14 protein-coding genes and 1 pseudogene are annotated in these 16,447 nt (G+C 71.8%); 8 read left to right on the top strand and 7 right to left on the bottom strand.

Going from position 1 to position 16,447, the window contains the following annotated elements; all coding sequences use genetic code 11:
* Nucleotides 1-6 precede the first annotated feature (6 nt).
* Nucleotides 7-1,644, top strand: a complete 1,638-nt coding sequence (locus ACH4LD_RS36875) for an amidohydrolase (RefSeq protein WP_398058526.1) — start codon at nucleotides 7-9, stop codon at nucleotides 1,642-1,644.
* Nucleotides 1,645-1,683: 39 nt separating this feature from the next.
* Here the strand turns inward: ACH4LD_RS36875 and ACH4LD_RS36870 are convergent, their stop codons facing one another.
* Nucleotides 1,684-2,388 (bottom strand): TetR/AcrR family transcriptional regulator, encoded by a 705-nt coding sequence (locus ACH4LD_RS36870; protein WP_398058525.1) that lies wholly within the window; start codon nucleotides 2,386-2,388, stop codon nucleotides 1,684-1,686.
* A 63-nt stretch (nucleotides 2,389-2,451) separates the two neighbouring features.
* On the opposite strand from ACH4LD_RS36870, the gene ACH4LD_RS36865 reads away from it, so the two are divergent.
* Together ACH4LD_RS36865 and ACH4LD_RS36860 are read left to right on the top strand one after the other, a co-directional pair.
* Nucleotides 2,452-2,922, top strand: a complete 471-nt coding sequence (locus ACH4LD_RS36865) for an enoyl-CoA hydratase-related protein (protein WP_398058524.1) — start codon at nucleotides 2,452-2,454, stop codon at nucleotides 2,920-2,922.
* A gap of 49 nt (nucleotides 2,923-2,971) precedes the next feature.
* Nucleotides 2,972-3,106, top strand: a complete 135-nt coding sequence (locus ACH4LD_RS36860) for a hypothetical protein (protein ID WP_398058523.1) — start codon at nucleotides 2,972-2,974, stop codon at nucleotides 3,104-3,106.
* Between the two features lie 239 nt (nucleotides 3,107-3,345).
* Here the strand turns inward: ACH4LD_RS36860 and ACH4LD_RS36855 are convergent, their stop codons facing one another.
* Entirely contained in the window at nucleotides 3,346-4,767 is a 1,422-nt protein-coding gene (locus ACH4LD_RS36855) for an MFS transporter (RefSeq protein ID WP_398058522.1), read from the bottom strand.
* A 97-nt stretch (nucleotides 4,768-4,864) separates the two neighbouring features.
* On the opposite strand from ACH4LD_RS36855, the gene ACH4LD_RS36850 reads away from it, so the two are divergent.
* Nucleotides 4,865-5,344, top strand: a complete 480-nt coding sequence (locus tag ACH4LD_RS36850; protein ID WP_398058521.1) for a winged helix-turn-helix transcriptional regulator — start codon at nucleotides 4,865-4,867, stop codon at nucleotides 5,342-5,344.
* 308 nt (nucleotides 5,345-5,652) lie between these two features.
* Here the strand turns inward: ACH4LD_RS36850 and ACH4LD_RS36845 are convergent, their stop codons facing one another.
* The gene (locus ACH4LD_RS36845; protein ID WP_398058520.1) at nucleotides 5,653-6,303 is read right to left on the bottom strand and encodes a hypothetical protein; all 651 of its coding nucleotides are present in this window, start codon (nucleotides 6,301-6,303) and stop codon (nucleotides 5,653-5,655) included.
* 142 nt (nucleotides 6,304-6,445) lie between these two features.
* Between ACH4LD_RS36845 and ACH4LD_RS36840 the strand changes: the two are divergent.
* A pseudogene (locus tag ACH4LD_RS36840) lies at nucleotides 6,446-6,631 on the top strand (IS5/IS1182 family transposase); the annotation flags it as partial.
* Between the two features lie 75 nt (nucleotides 6,632-6,706).
* Here the strand turns inward: ACH4LD_RS36840 and ACH4LD_RS36835 are convergent.
* Nucleotides 6,707-7,117, bottom strand: a complete 411-nt coding sequence (locus ACH4LD_RS36835) for a hypothetical protein (protein ID WP_398058519.1) — start codon at nucleotides 7,115-7,117, stop codon at nucleotides 6,707-6,709.
* An 852-nt stretch (nucleotides 7,118-7,969) separates the two neighbouring features.
* On the opposite strand from ACH4LD_RS36835, the gene ACH4LD_RS36830 reads away from it, so the two are divergent.
* From ACH4LD_RS36830 to ACH4LD_RS36820, 3 genes are read left to right on the top strand one after another with little or no spacing between them, the layout of a single operon-like run.
* Nucleotides 7,970-8,197, top strand: a complete 228-nt coding sequence (locus tag ACH4LD_RS36830) for a ferredoxin (RefSeq protein WP_398058518.1) — start codon at nucleotides 7,970-7,972, stop codon at nucleotides 8,195-8,197.
* Entirely contained in the window at nucleotides 8,194-9,573 is a 1,380-nt protein-coding gene (locus ACH4LD_RS36825) for an NAD(P)/FAD-dependent oxidoreductase (protein ID WP_398058517.1), read from the top strand. Before ACH4LD_RS36830 ends, ACH4LD_RS36825 begins: the two co-directional genes overlap by 4 nt.
* Complete coding sequence (locus ACH4LD_RS36820; protein ID WP_398058516.1) at nucleotides 9,570-10,790, top strand: cytochrome P450; 1,221 nt, start codon at nucleotides 9,570-9,572, stop codon at nucleotides 10,788-10,790. Before ACH4LD_RS36825 ends, ACH4LD_RS36820 begins: the two co-directional genes overlap by 4 nt.
* Before the next feature lie 268 nt (nucleotides 10,791-11,058).
* Here the strand turns inward: ACH4LD_RS36820 and ACH4LD_RS36815 are convergent, their stop codons facing one another.
* The 3 genes from ACH4LD_RS36815 to ACH4LD_RS36805 all read right to left on the bottom strand — a co-directional run bounded on the left by ACH4LD_RS36815 (nucleotide 11,059) and on the right by ACH4LD_RS36805 (nucleotide 16,446).
* Entirely contained in the window at nucleotides 11,059-12,033 is a 975-nt protein-coding gene (locus tag ACH4LD_RS36815; protein WP_398058515.1) for an LLM class flavin-dependent oxidoreductase, read from the bottom strand.
* A gap of 82 nt (nucleotides 12,034-12,115) precedes the next feature.
* Nucleotides 12,116-13,420 (bottom strand): MFS transporter, encoded by a 1,305-nt coding sequence (locus ACH4LD_RS36810; RefSeq protein WP_398058514.1) that lies wholly within the window; start codon nucleotides 13,418-13,420, stop codon nucleotides 12,116-12,118.
* Complete coding sequence (locus tag ACH4LD_RS36805) at nucleotides 13,417-16,446, bottom strand: condensation domain-containing protein (RefSeq protein WP_398058513.1); 3,030 nt, start codon at nucleotides 16,444-16,446, stop codon at nucleotides 13,417-13,419. Before ACH4LD_RS36805 ends, ACH4LD_RS36810 begins: the two co-directional genes overlap by 4 nt.
* Nucleotide 16,447 lies beyond the last annotated feature (1 nt).

The following is a 16,447-nucleotide window of genomic DNA, read 5'->3' as shown; positions in this document are numbered from 1 at the left end:
CCATCCATGACCAAGGCCGATCTGGTCTTCACCCGAGGGCCCGTGCACACCGGCGACGCCGCCCGCACCCGCGCGAGCGCCCTGGCCGTGAGCGGCGGGCGGATCACCGCCGTCGGCCACGACGAGGTCCGCGAACTGATCGGTCCGGGCACGGAGGTCGTCGACCTCGCCGGAAAGCTGCTGCTCCCGGGTTTCCAGGACGCGCACATCCACGCCGTGGGCGGCGGCACCGAGCTGGCCGCCTGTGACCTCACCGGCACCGTCGGCGCCGCCGACTGCCTGGCACGGATCCGCGCCTATGCCGAGGCCCACCCCGACCAGGAGTGGATCACCGGCAGCGGCTGGTCGATGGAGAGCTTCGACGGCGGACTGCCGACCCGGCACCTGCTCGACACCGCTGTCCCCGACCGCCCGGTCTACCTCACCAACCGCGACCACCACGGCGCCTGGGCCAACACCCGGGCCCTGGAGCTCGCGGGCCTCGACCGTGACACCCCCGACCCGGCCGACGGGCGGATCGAACGAGAGCCGGACGGCGCTCCCAGCGGCATGCTCCAGGAAGGCGCCACCGCCCTGGTCGCTCGGCTGATCCCGCCCGTCACCGCCGCCGACCGCCTCGACGGGCTGCTGCGCGCACAGCGGTTGCTGCACTCGCTCGGTGTCACCGGTTGGCAGGACGCCCTGCTCGGCGAGTTCAACGGCATGCCCGACCCCTCCGACGCGTACCTGGCCGCCGCCCGCTCCGGCGCGCTGACCGCCCGGGTGACCGGCGCTCTCTGGTGGGAGCGCGCCCGGGGCGCCGAACAGATCCCCGAACTCGTCGAGCGGCGCGTGGAGTTGACGCACGGCAGGTTCCGGGCCGGCTCGGTGAAGATCATGCTGGACGGCATCGCGGAGAACTTCACCGCCGCCATGACCAGCCCCTACCTGGACGGCTGCGGGTGCGCCACCGCCAACTCCGGCCTCAGCTTCGTCGATCCGCTCGCCCTGCGCGGCCACGTCAGCGAACTCGACGCGCTGGGCTTCCAGGTGCACTTCCACGCACTCGGCGACCGGGCGGTTCGCGAGGCGCTGGACGCGGTCGAGTCAGCCCGCGCCGCCAACGGGTGGCGCGACACCCGCCACCACCTCGCGCACCTCCAGGTGGTCCACCCTGACGACGTGCCGCGCTTCGCCAGGCTCGGCGCCATCGCCAACATCCAGCCGCTGTGGGCGGCCCACGAGCCGCAGATGGACGAGCTGACCATCCCGTTCCTCGGCCCGGAGCGGGCCGCCTGGCAGTACCCGTTCGGCGCGCTCCAGCGGGCGGGCGCCACGCTGGCGGCGGGCAGCGACTGGCCGGTGAGCAGCCCGGACCCACTGGCCGGCCTGCACGTGGCCGTCAACCGGCGCCGGCCCGACGCCGACGACGACCGGGTCCTGCTGCCCGAGCAGCGGCTCGACCTCGCCTCCGCGATCGCCGCCTACACGGCCGGGTCGGCGTTCGTGAACGGCCAGGACGACGCCGGCGTGCTCGCCCCTGGGCAGTTGGCCGACCTGGTCGTCCTCGACCGCGACATCCTCACCGGCCCGCCCGAGGAGATCGCCGCGGCCCGGGTGCTGCGGACGTATGTCGGCGGCGAACTGGTCCACGCCGCCGACTGATCCCACCCGCGGCCCCGAGCCGACGGCGGCGCGCACCGCTCAGCGCGCCGCCGCCAGCCGGGCCTCGGCGGCGTCCAGTAGCAGGTCCAGCGCGAACTGGTAGGCGCTGCGTCCCATGTCGGCGGCGAGCAGGTGCGCGGTGGCGGCGATGTGCGGGTGGGTCCCGGCGTCGACCCTGGCGTAGGAGGCGTGCCAGACCCGCTGGTCCGCCGACTGCGCCGCGGCCGGCAGGGCGAGCGCGGCGGCGTCCAGCACCGCGAATCCGAGGCTCTGGTCGACGAACGCGTGGTAGATCCGCACCGCCTCCGGGTCGGGGAACCCCGCGGTGCGCAGGATGCCGAGGATCGCCTCGACGGCGGCGATCTCGTGGGTGCGCCCGGTGGTGCGGTGGGCGGCCAGCAGCGCGGCCTGCGGGTGGGCCCGGTAGCCGGCGTGGATCCGCAGGCCGATCTCCCGCAGGTCGTCCCGCCAGTTGCCGGTGGCCTGCCAGCCGTCCTGGGCGCGGGCGATCAGCTCCTCGGCGATGGCGAGCAGCAGATCGTCGGTGCTGTGGAAGTAGCGATAGACCGCGCTGGGATCGGCACCCAGCGCGGTGCCGAGCCGGCGGACGGTGAGCGCCTCCGCACCGTGCTGCCCGACCAGCCGCAGCGCCGTGTCGACGATCAGTTCGCGGGAGAGCACCACTCCCTGCTTGGTCGGCCGCCGACGGCGCCGCTGGGGCTCGGGCACTACGCGTTCGTTCATCCCCGCAGCGTAGGACAACGCAATTGACGTAGTACAGATTCCCGATAGTTGAGGAGCCTTCCCTTGAGCCCGCTTTCCATCGGACACCGCGACGGCGTGGCGATTCTGACGCTCCGTCGCCCGGCCAAGCGCAATGCCCTCGACGACGTCACCGTGCTGAGCTTCGAGGAGTTCTTCCGGAAGCCTGGCGCAGGCGTCCGCGCCGTCGTCCTGGACGCCGAGGGTGATCACTTCTCGGCCGGGCTCGACCTCGGCGAGCTGACCGAGCGCTCCACCGAGGAAGCACTGGAGCACTCGCTCATGTGGCACCGCGTCTTCGACACCATCGAGGGCGGGCGCGTCCCCGTGGTGGCCGCGCTCAAGGGCGCGGTGATCGGCGGCGGTCGGGAGCTCGTGGCTACGGCGCGCTCTCCACCACCGGCAGACCTACCCGGCGGCGCTGACGATCCCGCTCCAGTCACGCTCGGTCATATACGAGACCAAGACGGTCCGGGGCTTCTGGCTGAACCGCTGGTTCGGCACCGCCTCGCCTGAGGACACGCTGCACGCGCTGTCCCAGGTACGCGGTCTCGTCGCCGATGGGGTGCTGACCATCCCCCAGGGCCGACCGTTCCCGCTCGAACACTTCCCCGAGGCCGTCGCCCTCGCCGAAGCACCGGCGCACGGCACCAAGCCGCTCTTCGTCTTCCAAGACGGCTGGGACGAGGACAACAGGTAGGAAGAGGCCCTACTGGTTGGTCGTGACGCGGCCTGCGGTGTGGCGGAGCCGAGCCTGCGTGTCGCGCGGCGCAGTGCGTCCGCCGTCCTCACCGGAGGCAGGTAGGGGCGGGGGAGCTGTCCGCCCTGATGAATCCGAGGGAGGCGGTCACTGCGCTGACCGCGTCTGGCTCCTCCTGGCGCCCGTCGTGTCCGAACGCCGAGGCGGCCACGACTGCCGCCGCGCGTTGCGGTGATCGGTCAGGATGCATCCGACAGGGACCGCGCATCCGCCTCGGGCTTCTGCGATGCGGTGGACGCCGGCTGCTCGGGTCCGCCGCCGCGGCTGAGGTGCACGCCGAACGCCGATGTCGTCAGGCCCAGTACGGCGGCCAGGCCCCAGACGATCCGGAAGTCGTGCAGTGAGGCGGCACCGACGTGCGAGCCGACCACCGCGACCAGGACGGCCACGCCGATCGTGGCGGAGATCTGGCGGACGGAGTTGACCAGCGCCGACCCGGTGGCCGCGCGGTGCCCCGGCAGGGCGTGCACGCCGGCGGCCACCAGCGTGCCCAGGGCCAGGCCGATGCCCGTGCCGGTCAGCAACTGGCTGGGCAGCAGGTCACGCAGATAGTCCGGCGTGACGGAGGCGAAGCAGACGCGCCAGAGCATGCCGCCGGTGAACAGCAGCCCGCCCGCGGCGACCAGCGGACCGTGTCCGAAGCGCTGCGCGGCGCGGGCGGTCAGAAGGGTGACGACCGGCACCAGGGCGGGACCGGGGACCAGGGCGACGCCGGTGCGCAGCGCGCTCCAGTGCCAGACGTCCTGGCACCACAGCACGTTCGCCAGCAGCATGATCGCGAAGGCGACACCGAACACGAGGCTGCCGGCGTTCGCCGCTCCGAAGCGCGGCAGCCGCAGCAGGTGCAGCTCGAACAGCGGGTGGGAGTGCCGCAGGGACCTGAGGATGAACGTGGCGCCGCCGATCACGGCAACGGCCAGGAGCAGTACGGTCCCGCCGCTCGTCCAGCCCCAGTCGGGTGCCTGCACCAGCGCCCCGGACAGTGCCCCGACCGACGAGATGAGCAGCAGGGCGCCGAGGAGATCGGGCAGCGGACCCGCCTCCCGCGCGGCCGGCTCCGGCAGCACCGATCGGCCGACGACGAGCGCGGCTATGCCGATGGGCACGTTGACCGCGAAGACCCACCTCCAGTCCACCTCGACCAGGAGTCCGCCGGCGACGGGCCCGGCGGCCGCGGCGAGTCCGCCGACCGCGGCCCAGTTCCGGGTGGCGTGGGTACGGCGTTCGGCCGGCACCGTCGCCAGCAGCAGTGCGAGGGACGTCGGGATCTGGGCGGACGCTCCGACGGCCTGCACCACCCGGGCCACGACGAGTGCCCCCAGGTTCGGGGCCAGGGCACAGCCCAGCGACGCGAGGGTGAAGACGGCGATGCCGGTGAGGAAGACCGGGCGCTGGCCTATGCGGTCACCGGCGCGCCCGGCCACCACGAGCAGCGCGGCGAAGGTGATCGCGTAGGCGTTGAGGACCCAGGACAGCGAACCGAGGGTCACGCCGCTGCCACCCCCGGAGAAACTCGCTCCCATGGCCGGAAGGGCCACGTTGACGATCCACAGGTCCAGGTTGGTCATGAAGACGGCCACCAGGACGACCACGGTGGCCATGCGAGTGTGCTTTGGAAATCCAAGCGTCGTGGACATGGCGCAAGTGAAGCATGAGGGTGGTTTGGAAATCAAACCATCGTGAGGTGATACTTGGTCCGTGACCACACGCATCGATCCCCAGGACATGGCCGGACGCCCCTGCTCGCTCGCCGCGGCCCTGCAGATCGTCGGCGACCGATGGGCTCTGCCGGCGATCCGCGAGGTCATGCTCGGCAACCACCGCTTCCGGCAGATCGCCAGGAACACCGGCGCCCCCACGGACCGCCTGGCGGCACGTCTGAAGGCGCTGGTGGAGAGCGGCGTCCTCGAACGGCGCCCGCTGCCGGACGACACACGCCACAGCGGCTACTACCTGACCGAGGCAGGACGCGACCTCGCCGGCATCACCCGCGAGCTCATCGGCTGGGGCGACCGCTGGGCCGTCACCTCGCCACCTGTCCGCCTGCTTCACCGGGACCACGAACTCGTCACCCATACCGTGTGCGCGACCTGCGGAGAGTCGGTCCACTCCGAGGACGTACACCGGGAAGAGACGACTCCTGGCTGGGACCGCTCCGGTCCGGTACCGGCCCCGTAGACAGCAGTGAGCACGAACCGTTCCTGAACCCGACGTTCATCGCACGCACCGCCGGCGCGACGCCATGGATCTCATCGCGTCGATCCCGGTCCCGAACGAGTACTCCTCCATCAACCGTGACCGACTCCAGCTTGCAGCCGGCACCCGCGCCGGTGTCGCACGGCCGCAGGGTGCCGGCTCTCGTTCCGGAACGACGCGCCAGGCAAGAGCGCAGGTCTCGTCCCGCGACTGAAGGAGACGTGACGCAGGTAGCCGTGGTCACCTCAAAGGGTTCGACGAGCTCGACAGTTTCATCGCTTCCGCGCTGATCAACCGCTGCCGCGCGGACGGCCCGAAAGCCTTCGTGACGACGCCGACGCCGGTGGTGACGTCGATGAACGGAGTCGAGGTGACCGGGCAGCGCCCCATCGGTCCAGGCCGGTCGCCCATGCCGTCAGTGCCGCGAAGTCATCGATGGCGAGGCCGCATCGGGGGTCGATTCGGTGCATTAGGGCGGGACCGTCGTGGTGTTCCTCCACCCAGGCACGATCGGCCTCTGTGATCTCGTCGTCGATCCGGGCGAGCGCACGGCCTTTCGCCCACGTGACGATCTCCGGGGTCTTCCAGAACACACCGCCGCCGGGCTGGGTCCGCGGCGAGGCCCAGGGAATGAAGGGCAGCTCGGGCAATCCCAGAACCGGCGCAATGAAAACGTTGGCTTCCTCCTCCCACGTGGTCGCCCACACCAGGTCGAAGGGAAGGGCATCCAGCGCCGGGCCGTGATCCGGGTTCAGCCACACCCGCAGCGGCTTCACGGGCTTGTTCGGCAGCCCGCACCCCGTCAGCCGACGCCGCTCGACGGCCTCCCGGCGAGGCGTCAGCAGGCGGTGCGTCTGACAGCCCTCGGGCCGGAGATGCGGCTTTGCGGCATACGGATTGAGCGGTCCGTCCACATCCACCAACAGCACTGGGCGCACCAACTCATCCTCCTTGGTTCTACGTCGCACGGTATCGGCCGAAGACGAGACCGCCCACCGAAATTCCGGCACGTGGAGATCTCCGCGAGTCCGGGATCCGGGGCGGTGCGACGATCTTGATGTGCAAGCAGTGATCACGCTTGATGTGCCAGTGGTGATCACGGCGTCGAAACCGTCTTGGATCGCCCCGCTCACCGGGCTCGACCCGCGCGCATTCCGCACGCTGATCACGATGCTGCGCCGCGAGGGAGCCGAAGTGCTGCGGCCGGGACGCCCGTGGTCGCTACCGCTGGAGGATCGGGTGTTGCTCATCGCCGCTTGCCGGCGCACCAGACGCTGGGGCAGCACGCCCCGCTGTTCCTGACGCCTGGCGGCGACGGCACTGGCGTTGGCGGAGAGGCTCAGGTCACAAGACCCCCGCTCGTCTCAGTTCGACGAGGCGGTCGTCCACCTCAACGACCTCGTCGCGGGAAAGGGTCGGAGCGATCCACTGACGTGCGATGCCGTAGGCGATGAACTCTTCTGGGAGGCCGATACCGTAATGCTCCACGTAGTCGGCCGCGTCGAGCCGCCAGAAGAAGCGGCCGTCACTCATGAGGGCGGTGCCGCCGGCCCGGGAGAACTTGTTGCCAAGAATGTCCTCCGAGAATCCCATCAGGGCGATGATCGGCGTGCCGGAGCGGAGATACTCGACGATTGCTTTCCGCTCTTCCTTGGGAATTTCACCCACTCGCCGACGAAGCATGTCGGCATTTCCTGACCAGGTGGACTGGCTCGCGATCTTGCCGAACATTCCCAGAGGGGCGACGTCCGTCATGAGAGGTTCTCCAACCGGTAGCGCTGATCCCTGGGACGGGAAGACGAAGGATCTTATTCTGGCCGGGTCTGTTCCGCTCGACGCGGTCGACGTCTTCGAGCTTGCTGCCGGCGAAGCCCCAACCCCGGACGCGTACGGGACCCTGCGGTGCCCAACGACCTGGTGATGGGCGAGGCCGAGGGCGAGTCGGCCGGCGCAGCTGCCAGGTTCCCGCTCGGATGGGACGTGGCATGGCAGCGCGGCTTCGCCCTCGCCCGCACCCACACCCGCGCCGGCGGCACCCCGCCTGAGACGGCCGGTAACCTCGTCGTCCAACGCGAAGACATCGGAGCGTGGACGACCTGTGGCGTGTCGGCCAGCCAGTGGCCGGGCCGCCTCCGGCGGGGGCGACGGCGGGGTGCGGCGGTGGGAGCCGCGTCGTCCAGTTGGCCTGGGCGGGACGGGTTTACCGTCGGTCGAGTGGTTGGTAGGCCGTCGCCCGGTACGCATCGCGCACATGACCGTTCGAAGGCTGAGGCCGCGTGCCCGGCGCGGTGGGATTGCGTCGATCAGCCGTGTGCCGCCGGGTCCCGGCCGTCCGTGGCTTCGGCACCAGTCGGCGGGCCCCCTTTCTGCAGTGCGTGTGATGTGCGCCCGGCTGGGATTTTGGGCCATACCATGAGTTTTGTAGTGTGCTCGAACGTCGATTGCCTTGGCCGCGATGATCGAGCGTCTTCATGGAGACCGACGGGTGCGGTGCCCCTCGCACATCGCACGGCAGGCAGCGATCGAGTAGCCCTTTCGGGGCTTGTCCCAGGCCGGAGCGACGCCGGCTTGAGGGTCTGGAGTTCGCACTCCCCGTGGAGGGTCGGGATGAGAGTCGTCGTTGATCTTTCCCGATGTGAAGGGTATGCACAGTGTGCGTTCCTGGCTCCGGAGGCGTTCCGGATGCACGGTGAGGAAGCGCTGATGTACGACCCGAACCCCGACGACGCCCAGCGCGGCCTGGTGCTACGCGCCGCGGCGGCCTGCCCGGTCCAAGCGATTCTGGTCGACTGGCTGGAGGGACGGAACGCCCTGGCAAAGGCACCGGCGCCGTGACCAGTGCCGACACTCTGCGGGCGTTCAAGCGCGATGGCCGTGTCGTGGTCGTCGGGGCGTCACTGGCGGGGCTGCGGGCTGCGGAGGCGCTGCGCGCCGAGGGTTTCACCGGGTCGTTGACCATGATCGGTGACGAGCTGGGCGAACCCTACGACCGGCCTCCCCTGTCCAAACAGGTGATGAGCGGGTGGGTGCCGGCCGGGCGCACCACGTTGCCCCGCCGTCGCGGCATCGATGCGGAGTGGCTGCTGGGCGTGCCCGCCAGTGGGCTGGACCTCACGACGCACCGCGTACGACTCGCCGACGGACGCGAGGTTCCCTTCGACCGGATCTTGATCGCCACCGGGGTCCGGGCGCGGCCGTGGTGCGTCGAGTCCGAGGCGGCCATGGACGGGGTGTTCGTCGTGCGTACGCGTGAACATGCCGAGAGCCTGCAGCGAGCCCTCGCCGCCGGGCCTTCCCGCGTTCTGGTCATCGGGGCGGGATTCACCGGTTCCGAGATCGCTTCCGTCTGCCGAGCGCGGGAACTGCCGGTGACCGTCGCGGAACTCGGACCGGCTCCGCTGGCCGGGGCGCTGGGTGCCGTGATCGGTGGGGTCGCGGCGGACTTGCAGCGCGTTCACGGCGTCGAGCTGCGGTGCGGTGTCAACGTCACCCGGCTTGAGGGCGACCCACAGGGGCGGTTCCGCCGTGCTCACTTCGACGACGGCAGTACGGTCGACGCCGACGTAGCGGTGGTAGCACTCGGGAGCATCCGGAACACCGAGTGGCTACGGGAGTCGGGACTGGCGGCGGGCGTGTGGGGAATCGTCTGCGACACAGACTGCCGCGCCCTCGACATCGATGGCCGAGCCACCGACGACGTCTTCGCCGCAGGAGACGTGGCGCGTTGCCCGCACCCCCTCTACGAACACCGGCTCATCTCACTGGAGCACTGGGCCAACGCCGTGGAGCAGGCCGAGGTCGCGGCCCACAACATGGTCAGCGCCCCGTCGGACCGCCGGCCGTATCTGTCGATCCCGCTGTTCTGGTCGATCCAGTTCGGCGTCAACATCAAGTCCGTCGGCGTGCCGACCTTCGCCGACGAGGTGGTCGTCACCCAGGGATCGCTGGGCGACCATCGTTTCGTCGCCGCATACGGCTACCGGGGCCGTGTCACGGCTGCCGTGAGCTTCGACGACGCGAAGTGGCTGCACCACTACCGACGGTTGATCGAGACGTCCGCACCTTTCCCGCCACGCTCCCCCACGCCGGACCAGCCGACCGACGCCAGACCGGTACCCGTCGGCCTCCCCGGCCCCGGCCTGCTCGCTCAGGGCGCCACCGCGGTCGTCACCGGCACCGGCACCGGCACCGGCAGGAAGAGGTCCGTATGACCACGACCGAGATGCGCGGCACGCTGCGACGGATCTTCGACTACTCCGCGCGGGCCGACCCGTACCCGCTGTACGCCGAGTTGCGCGAGACGCCGGTGGCCCGGCAGGAGGACGGCAGCTACGTCATCAGCACCTATCGCGAGATCACAGACATACTGCACAACCCGCACCTGAGCTCCGACATGCGCAGTCTGTCGCGTCCGATACCCGCACTTGAGGAAGGCGTCACGACGGCGTTCATCAAGAGGGACCCGCCCGAGCACGATCGCCTGCGACGTATGGCGATGCGCCAGTTCGGCCCCCCGCACTCGCCGGGGTTGGTGACCGGCATGGAAGGCGACCTGGCCGCCACCGTCGGCAGCCTGATCGACGATGTCGCGGGCAGGGAGCGGATCGACGTCGTCGACGATTTCGCCTGTCCGTTGCCCGTGACCGTGACGTGCCACTTGCTCGGCGTCCCACGCGAGGACGAACCGCGGTTCCACCTCTGGGTGAACGACATCATGAACTCGATCGACTACGACCCCGAGACCGACCCGAAGGAGAAGCTGGACAAGGGCGTACAGGCCCGCAAGGATTTGCGCCAGCGCCTGGGCGAACTGGTGGAACAGCGCCACGGCCGGCCGGGCGACGGCCTGCTCTCACGGCTGGCCAACGACGATGGGCCCGACGGCCGGATGACCGACACCGAAATCGTCGCCACCGCCAAGCTGCTCCTCATCGCCGGCCATGAGACCGTCGTCAACCTCATCACCAACGGCATGCTGACGCTGCTGCGCCACCCTCAGGTGCTGAGGCGACTGCGCCACGAACCCGATCTCATCGTGCCGCTGGTAGAGGAACTGCTGCGCTACGAACCGCCCGTACAGATCATTCCCTGGCGGGCGGCGTACAGCGATATCACCGTCGGGGACACCGTCATCCCCGAAGGCTCGCGGATCATGCTCATGTTGGCCTCAGGCAGCCGAGATCCGCAGCGCTTCCAGGATCCCGACCGCTTCGACCCGGACCGGCGTGACAACCAGCACCTGGGGTTCGGCAGCGGCATTCACTCGTGCTTCGGCGCCCCGCTGGCCCGGCGGGAAACCCAGATCGCGCTGACCGAGCTGGTCCGCCGACTCCACCGCCCCAGGCTGGTCGCCGACCCGCCGCCGTACCGGCCCAGCCCCATCCTCCGGGGCCCGATCCATCTGCACGTCGAGCAAGGTGAGGATTGACGCGGCAGCCGAGGCCCTCCGGTACGACCGCGACTGCCGGGCCGGACGGGGCGGCGCCGCGTGTACCCGCACCGTACTTCCACGGCGGCATCTGGGGGCCGCTGATCGACCAGACGGTCACCAGGCCGACGGAGCGGGCGGTACGGCGAGTGGTCGTGATCCGAGTCCCCCACGGGGGTGTCAGAGGCGTGGTCCCGGCCGCCGTCCGCTCGCGCGGGCCGGTCTGACGCCTCTGCTGTGTCCCTACATCCCTTCGAATGGCGTTCGGCTACGCGTTGTTCATCGCTTTCTGTTCGCGTTCGGTAGCGGCCGCGCCGCCGCCGTCCGGGAAGTGGGCGCGCAGGCGGTCCACCGCGTCGAGGTGTGACTCGCGGACGACGTAGCGGGTGATCCCCCAGCGGCGCCGGTGCTCGTCCAGCGCGGCGGTGATCTCCCGTGCCGTGCCGACCCACGCGTAGGGCGAGGCGAGCACGTCGGCCGGGGAGCAGTTCAGTTGCCCGGCGATGCGGTGGGCCGCGGCCTCGGCGTCGTCGGTGACCTCCACCATCTGGACCAGAGCTTCGCGCGCCGGGGCGGTGGACCGGCCGGCGGCGCCCTGTTCGATCAGGTCGATCTGGCGGTCGATGTCCTCGGCGTTCCAGCGCGTCTCGTGCGTGTGGCCGTCGGGCAGGGTGCGGCCCAGCCCGCTCAGGCCCACCACGTCCGCGTGCGCGCCCGCCCAGCGCAGCAGCGCGGTGTTGCCGCCCCCGAAGGTGAACGGCACATCGCCCCGGACCGGGCGCGGCCTGGTGAGCCGGGCCTGGCGGGCGCGCGCCTCGGGGCCGTCGAGGGTGACGGTCTCGCCCGCGAGGAGCGCGCGGCAGGCTTCGGCCACGACCTGGAAGCGCCGGACGCGCCCCGCCACGTCCGGTCGCTGTCCGCCCAGCATCTCCCACTCGGCCGGGGTGTGGCCCGCGCCCAGGGCCAGGCGCGCGCGTCCGCCGGAGACGAGGTCCAGGGTCGCGACGTCCGACGCCAGCAGCAGCGGCTCGCGCACCCCCGCGTGGGAGACGTAGGAGCCCACGCCGAGGCGTTCGGTGACCGCCGCCGCGGCGGCCAGCGCGACGAAGGGGGAGGCGGCGGTGCCCGGGTGGTCGGCCGCGAGCAGCGCGTCGTACCCCCCTGCCTCCGCGCGCCGGGCCAGCGCGGTCCAGGAGGCGGCGTCTCGCGGTTGGGCCTGTACGGAAAGGATCGGTGACTGCATGTCAGGAGGCTAGGGTGAGGCCCCGCCGGCCGGTGTGATTTGCGCGTGTGGCGAAACCGTCCCGCCCGGTTCGGGCAGGGCGTCAGCCCGCCGTCGCCGCGTCCTCGGAGACCGGCGTCCGCGCCTCCGCGGGCTCGGCGAGGCCGCGCAGCGGGCGGTTCCGGACCACGTAGCAGATGAGCAGCACGTACAGACCGCCGAACAGCCCGAGGGTGGGGCGCAGGCCGATGTTCTGCGCGAGCCAGCCCGTGGCGAAGATGCCGACCGGCGCGGCGGCGAAGGCCATGGCCATCACCGCGCCCCAGACCCGGCCCAGTGCCTCCGGCGGGGTGGAGCGCTCCACCACGCCGGTGACGAGGGGGTTGACCGGTCCGCTGGCCAGTCCGATGGCGAAGGTGATCGCCAGCATGATCCACAGCCCGGGTTCGGCGACCATGGCCAGCCGGGCGGCGCAGATCAGCGCGAAGCAGCCTACGAAGGTCGCCCACCGGTTGGCGAGCAGCCTGCGGCTCGCCGGGGCGTAGGCGAACGATCCGACGACCGCGCCTATGCCGTTGGCCGCCAGCAGCAGTCCCACCGCCCGCTCGCCGCCCAGCAGTTCGCGGCTGTAGACCGGTAGCACCACCGGGGTGAGTGCGTCGTCCAGGAAGTTGGTGCACACGACCACGCTGATGATGGCCGCCAGCACCGGGGTGCGCAGGATGTAGCGCGCGCCCTCGGTGACCTCCCGCAGCAGGCCCGGACGGGCCCCGGCGGGCTCCCCCGCGTCGCCCGGTTCCGCCTTCTGGGACCGCGGGGCCGGCTCCCCGCCCGGCACCGCCATGATCAGTAGGGCCGACGCGAGGAACGTGCCCGCGTCCACGTAGAGCACGGTGGTCGGGCCGGTCAGGCCCGCCATGAACGCGGCGAGCGGCGGGCCGACCACGAACGCCACCCGCTGGGCCGAGGCGAACAGCGAGTTGGCGGTCTCCGAGCGCACCTGCCCGCGGGCGGTCACCCGGGGCAGCAGCGCCAGCCGGGCCGCGGCGCCCGGCGCGTCGGCGAGGGTGCGCAGGAACAGCAGCGCCATCAGCGCCGGCAGCGCCAGACCGACCGTGCCGTGCAGCAACGGCACCGCGGTCATGCACGCCCCGGCGGCCAGGTCGGCGACCACACTGGTGCGCTTGGGGCCGACCCGGTCGGCGATCACGCCCCCGGCGAGGCCGGCCACGATCATGGGCAGCGCGTTGGCGAACCCCGCCGCGCCTGCCTCGGTGGCGCTGGACGAGATCTGGAGAACGTAGAGCGGCACCGCGACCAAGGTCATGGTGTTGCCGATCCAGGACAGGTAGTTCGCCGTCACCAGCGCGGTGAGGGGGCGCCTGTCACGGGTGGTCGTCGATGTCATGTGGACGGGCTCTTCTTCTCTCGGGTCAGTTCGGCGAGCATGCGGTTCACTTCGTGCAGGGACATGCCCGTCGTCGAGGGCGGCTGGGCGCCGTGCCGCCGGGTCAGCCGGGTGAACTCCTGGGCGGCGTCGGCAGCCGCGGCCCGCACGGCCGCCCCGTCGACGGCGTCCGGGTCGAACTTCCAGGTGAACACCGCGTCCTCGCCGTCGGTTTCGAAGAGGACGGCGACGGCGTGGTAGCGCGTGGCGTCGTCGTTGCCCGAAGGCCCGATCTGCTCGCCGACGGTGAACAGCCGCTCGTTCTCCGCGCCCGCGAGCAGCGTACCGAGGTAGTTGAAGGACAGTTCGGCCCGTCCCCAGCCGGCGGTCTCGCGACGTACCTCGGGGTCGGCGGACCAGCGCAGCGCCAGATAGCCCTTGCCCCCGTCCGGTACGGCGTCCAGGGCGCGGCCCACCTGCCGCAGGTGACGGCCGGGGTCGTCGGCGAAGGGGAGGCGGAGCGGGTGGCTTGTGGCGTAGAAGCCCACGGCGCGGGCCGGGTCCCAGCCGTCCGCGAGCGGCACCTCCCGTCCGGGGGCGATGAGGTCGAGGACGACGTCCCCGCCGCCGAACCAGGGCCGGGTGGCCCGGACGACCGCCGTCAGCGCGACGGCCGGCCGGTCCGCGGCACCGGCGCCCGACGGTATCGCCGCACGCACCCGGTACGCCGTCTCGCCGCCGATCCGGTCCGGCCCGCCGGTGCGGCAGCCCAGGGGGGCGGCGCCCGCCAACTGGTCTCGCCAGTAGTCGCGTTGGTCCCGCACGTCGTGGTCGCGCCAGGCGGCCGCGTACACCGACGGGTGCCGGGCCTCGGCGGCCGGCCTGGCGCCGTGGTAGGCCCGGTCGAGGTCGTCCACCAGGATCTGCCAGGACAGGCCGTCCACGACCAGGTGGTGTGCGGTCAGGACGATCCGGTCCGGCTCGCCGGGGATCAGGGAGGCCGCGAACAGCGGTCCCTCGCGCAGGTCGAAGGCGGCGCGGTGGGCGGCCGCCACCCGGGCCGGAGCGGCGCCCGGCGCCTCGACGCGCCACAGCCGGCGGTCCGTGGCGTCCGTACGCCAGCCGGTGTCCGTGCGCCGGAACGCCGAGCACAGGCCGGGATGGGCGGCCGCCACCCGTTTGACGACCACGGCCAGCCACTCGGGGTCCAGCGGCCGGGCGGCGGTGAGCACCAGGCTGTGCGCCCACAGCTCCGGGTACGGCAGGCCGCCCTCCAGCAGATCCTCCTGCTCGGGGCTGACCGCCCCTTCCGCCGGCTCGGCACCGCCTCGGGTCATGGCCGACTCCGGTTGGACCAGGGCCAGTTGACCACGCATGGTCGGGGCGCGGAACAGCTGCCGGGCGGTGAGGGAGAACCCGGCCCGGCGCAGCGCGTGGGCGAGCCGGATCACCGTCAGGGACGTGCCGCCGCACTCGAAGAAGTTGTCGTCCGGGCCCGGCTCGGTGCCCAGCACCTCCCGCCAGACCTCCGCGATCCGGCGCAGCTCGGCGGGGTCCACGGCAGTGGGGGCCGCGGGCGCCGACGCGGCGGCCCGCGCGGGGACGGGCGCGGGAGCCTCGGCGCGGGTGCGCAACGGTTCGTCCGGCCGCTCCACGAAGACCCGCACCAGTTCCAGGAGGCGCCCGACGAGCCGGTCGACGGTGGCGTCGGTGAACAGTTCGGTGCGGTACTCGAACCGCCCGTACAGTCGGTCACCCGCCCGCCACCAGCCGACCGTGATGTCCATCGGCGACACGCCGTCCTCGACCTCGACGCCGTGCACCTCGGCGTCGGGCACCCGGACCACGGTGTCGTCGAAGTCCAGCACGAGGTGCATGGTCTGCAACAGGGGGTACCGGTCGAGGCTGCGCTCGGGTGACACCGCGTCGACGATCTCGCTGAAGGGCACTTCACGGTGGTCGGCGACGGCGGCCGAGGCCTGCCGCACCGCGTGCAGGATCTGCGTCGGCGTCGGGTCGGCGGGCAGCCTGGCGCGCAGCGGGACGTTGGTCAGCAGGAAGCCGATCAGATCGTGGGTCTCGGGCCGGCCGCGGGTCGCGCTCGGCAGGCCGACGACGATGTCACGCGATCCGGTCTCCTCGTGCAGCAGGCCCACGTAGACGGCCAGCAGCGCGTCGGACAGGGTCAGTCGCGAGGAGCGGCACATCGCCAGGAAGGCGGCGCTGAGCCCGTCGTCGAGCCGGAAGTAGTGGTGTTTGCCCTCGTGTCCGCGGCCCTCGGGGGGCGCGTCGTAGGGCAGCGGCAGATGCGCCGGCACGCCCTCCAGGTGGGCGCGCCAGAAGTCGCGGTGCGCCCGGCGGCGGTCGCCGGTGAAGCACCGCCGCTGCCAGACGGCGAAGTCGCCGTACTGCACGGGGAGTTCGGGCACCCGTGCGGGGCGGTTCTCGCGGGCCGCGCGGTAGTGCTCCAGGAGTTCCCGGTTGAGGCGGACGAACGACCACTGGTCGGTCACGGAGTGGTGCATCGTCTCGATCACCTGGTACTCGTCGTCCGCGGCGCGCACCACGACCACGCGCAGCAGCCCGCCGGCGGCGAGGTCGAACGGCCGCCGCACCAGCGCGCGCACGGTCTCCGCGACGGCGTCCGGCTCGGCCCGCAGGTCGAAGAACTCGACCGGCGTCGCGAACTCCTCGCTCACCCGCAGCACCGGCAGGCCGTCGCGGACCTCCACGCGGGAGCGCAGCAGTTCGTGGCGGCGCACCAGCGCGGTGACGGCCGCCCGGAACGCCTCCTCGTCGAAGGCGCCCTTGAACCGCAGCCCGGTGCTGATGTTGTAGGTGTGCCGGCCAGGATCGAGCTGGTCGAGGATCCAGATGCGCTCCTGGTCCAGGCCCAGCGGAGAGACGGAGCGGTCGCCGGGGCGCCGGGTGAGTTCCGGCTCGGCGGCCGAGCCCTCGTCCCCGTGCCGCAGTCGGCGCTGGAGGGCCGCCCGCTGTTCGGGCGTCAGCCGGGCCAGCCGGTCGGCGACGGTGTGCGGTCGGGTCACG

The sequence above is a fragment of the Streptomyces sp. NPDC017676 genome, assembly GCF_044329325.1.
In the GTDB taxonomy this organism is placed as follows: Bacteria; Actinomycetota; Actinomycetes; order Streptomycetales; family Streptomycetaceae; genus Streptomyces.
This window is presented reverse-complemented; position numbering and strand designations above follow the sequence as displayed.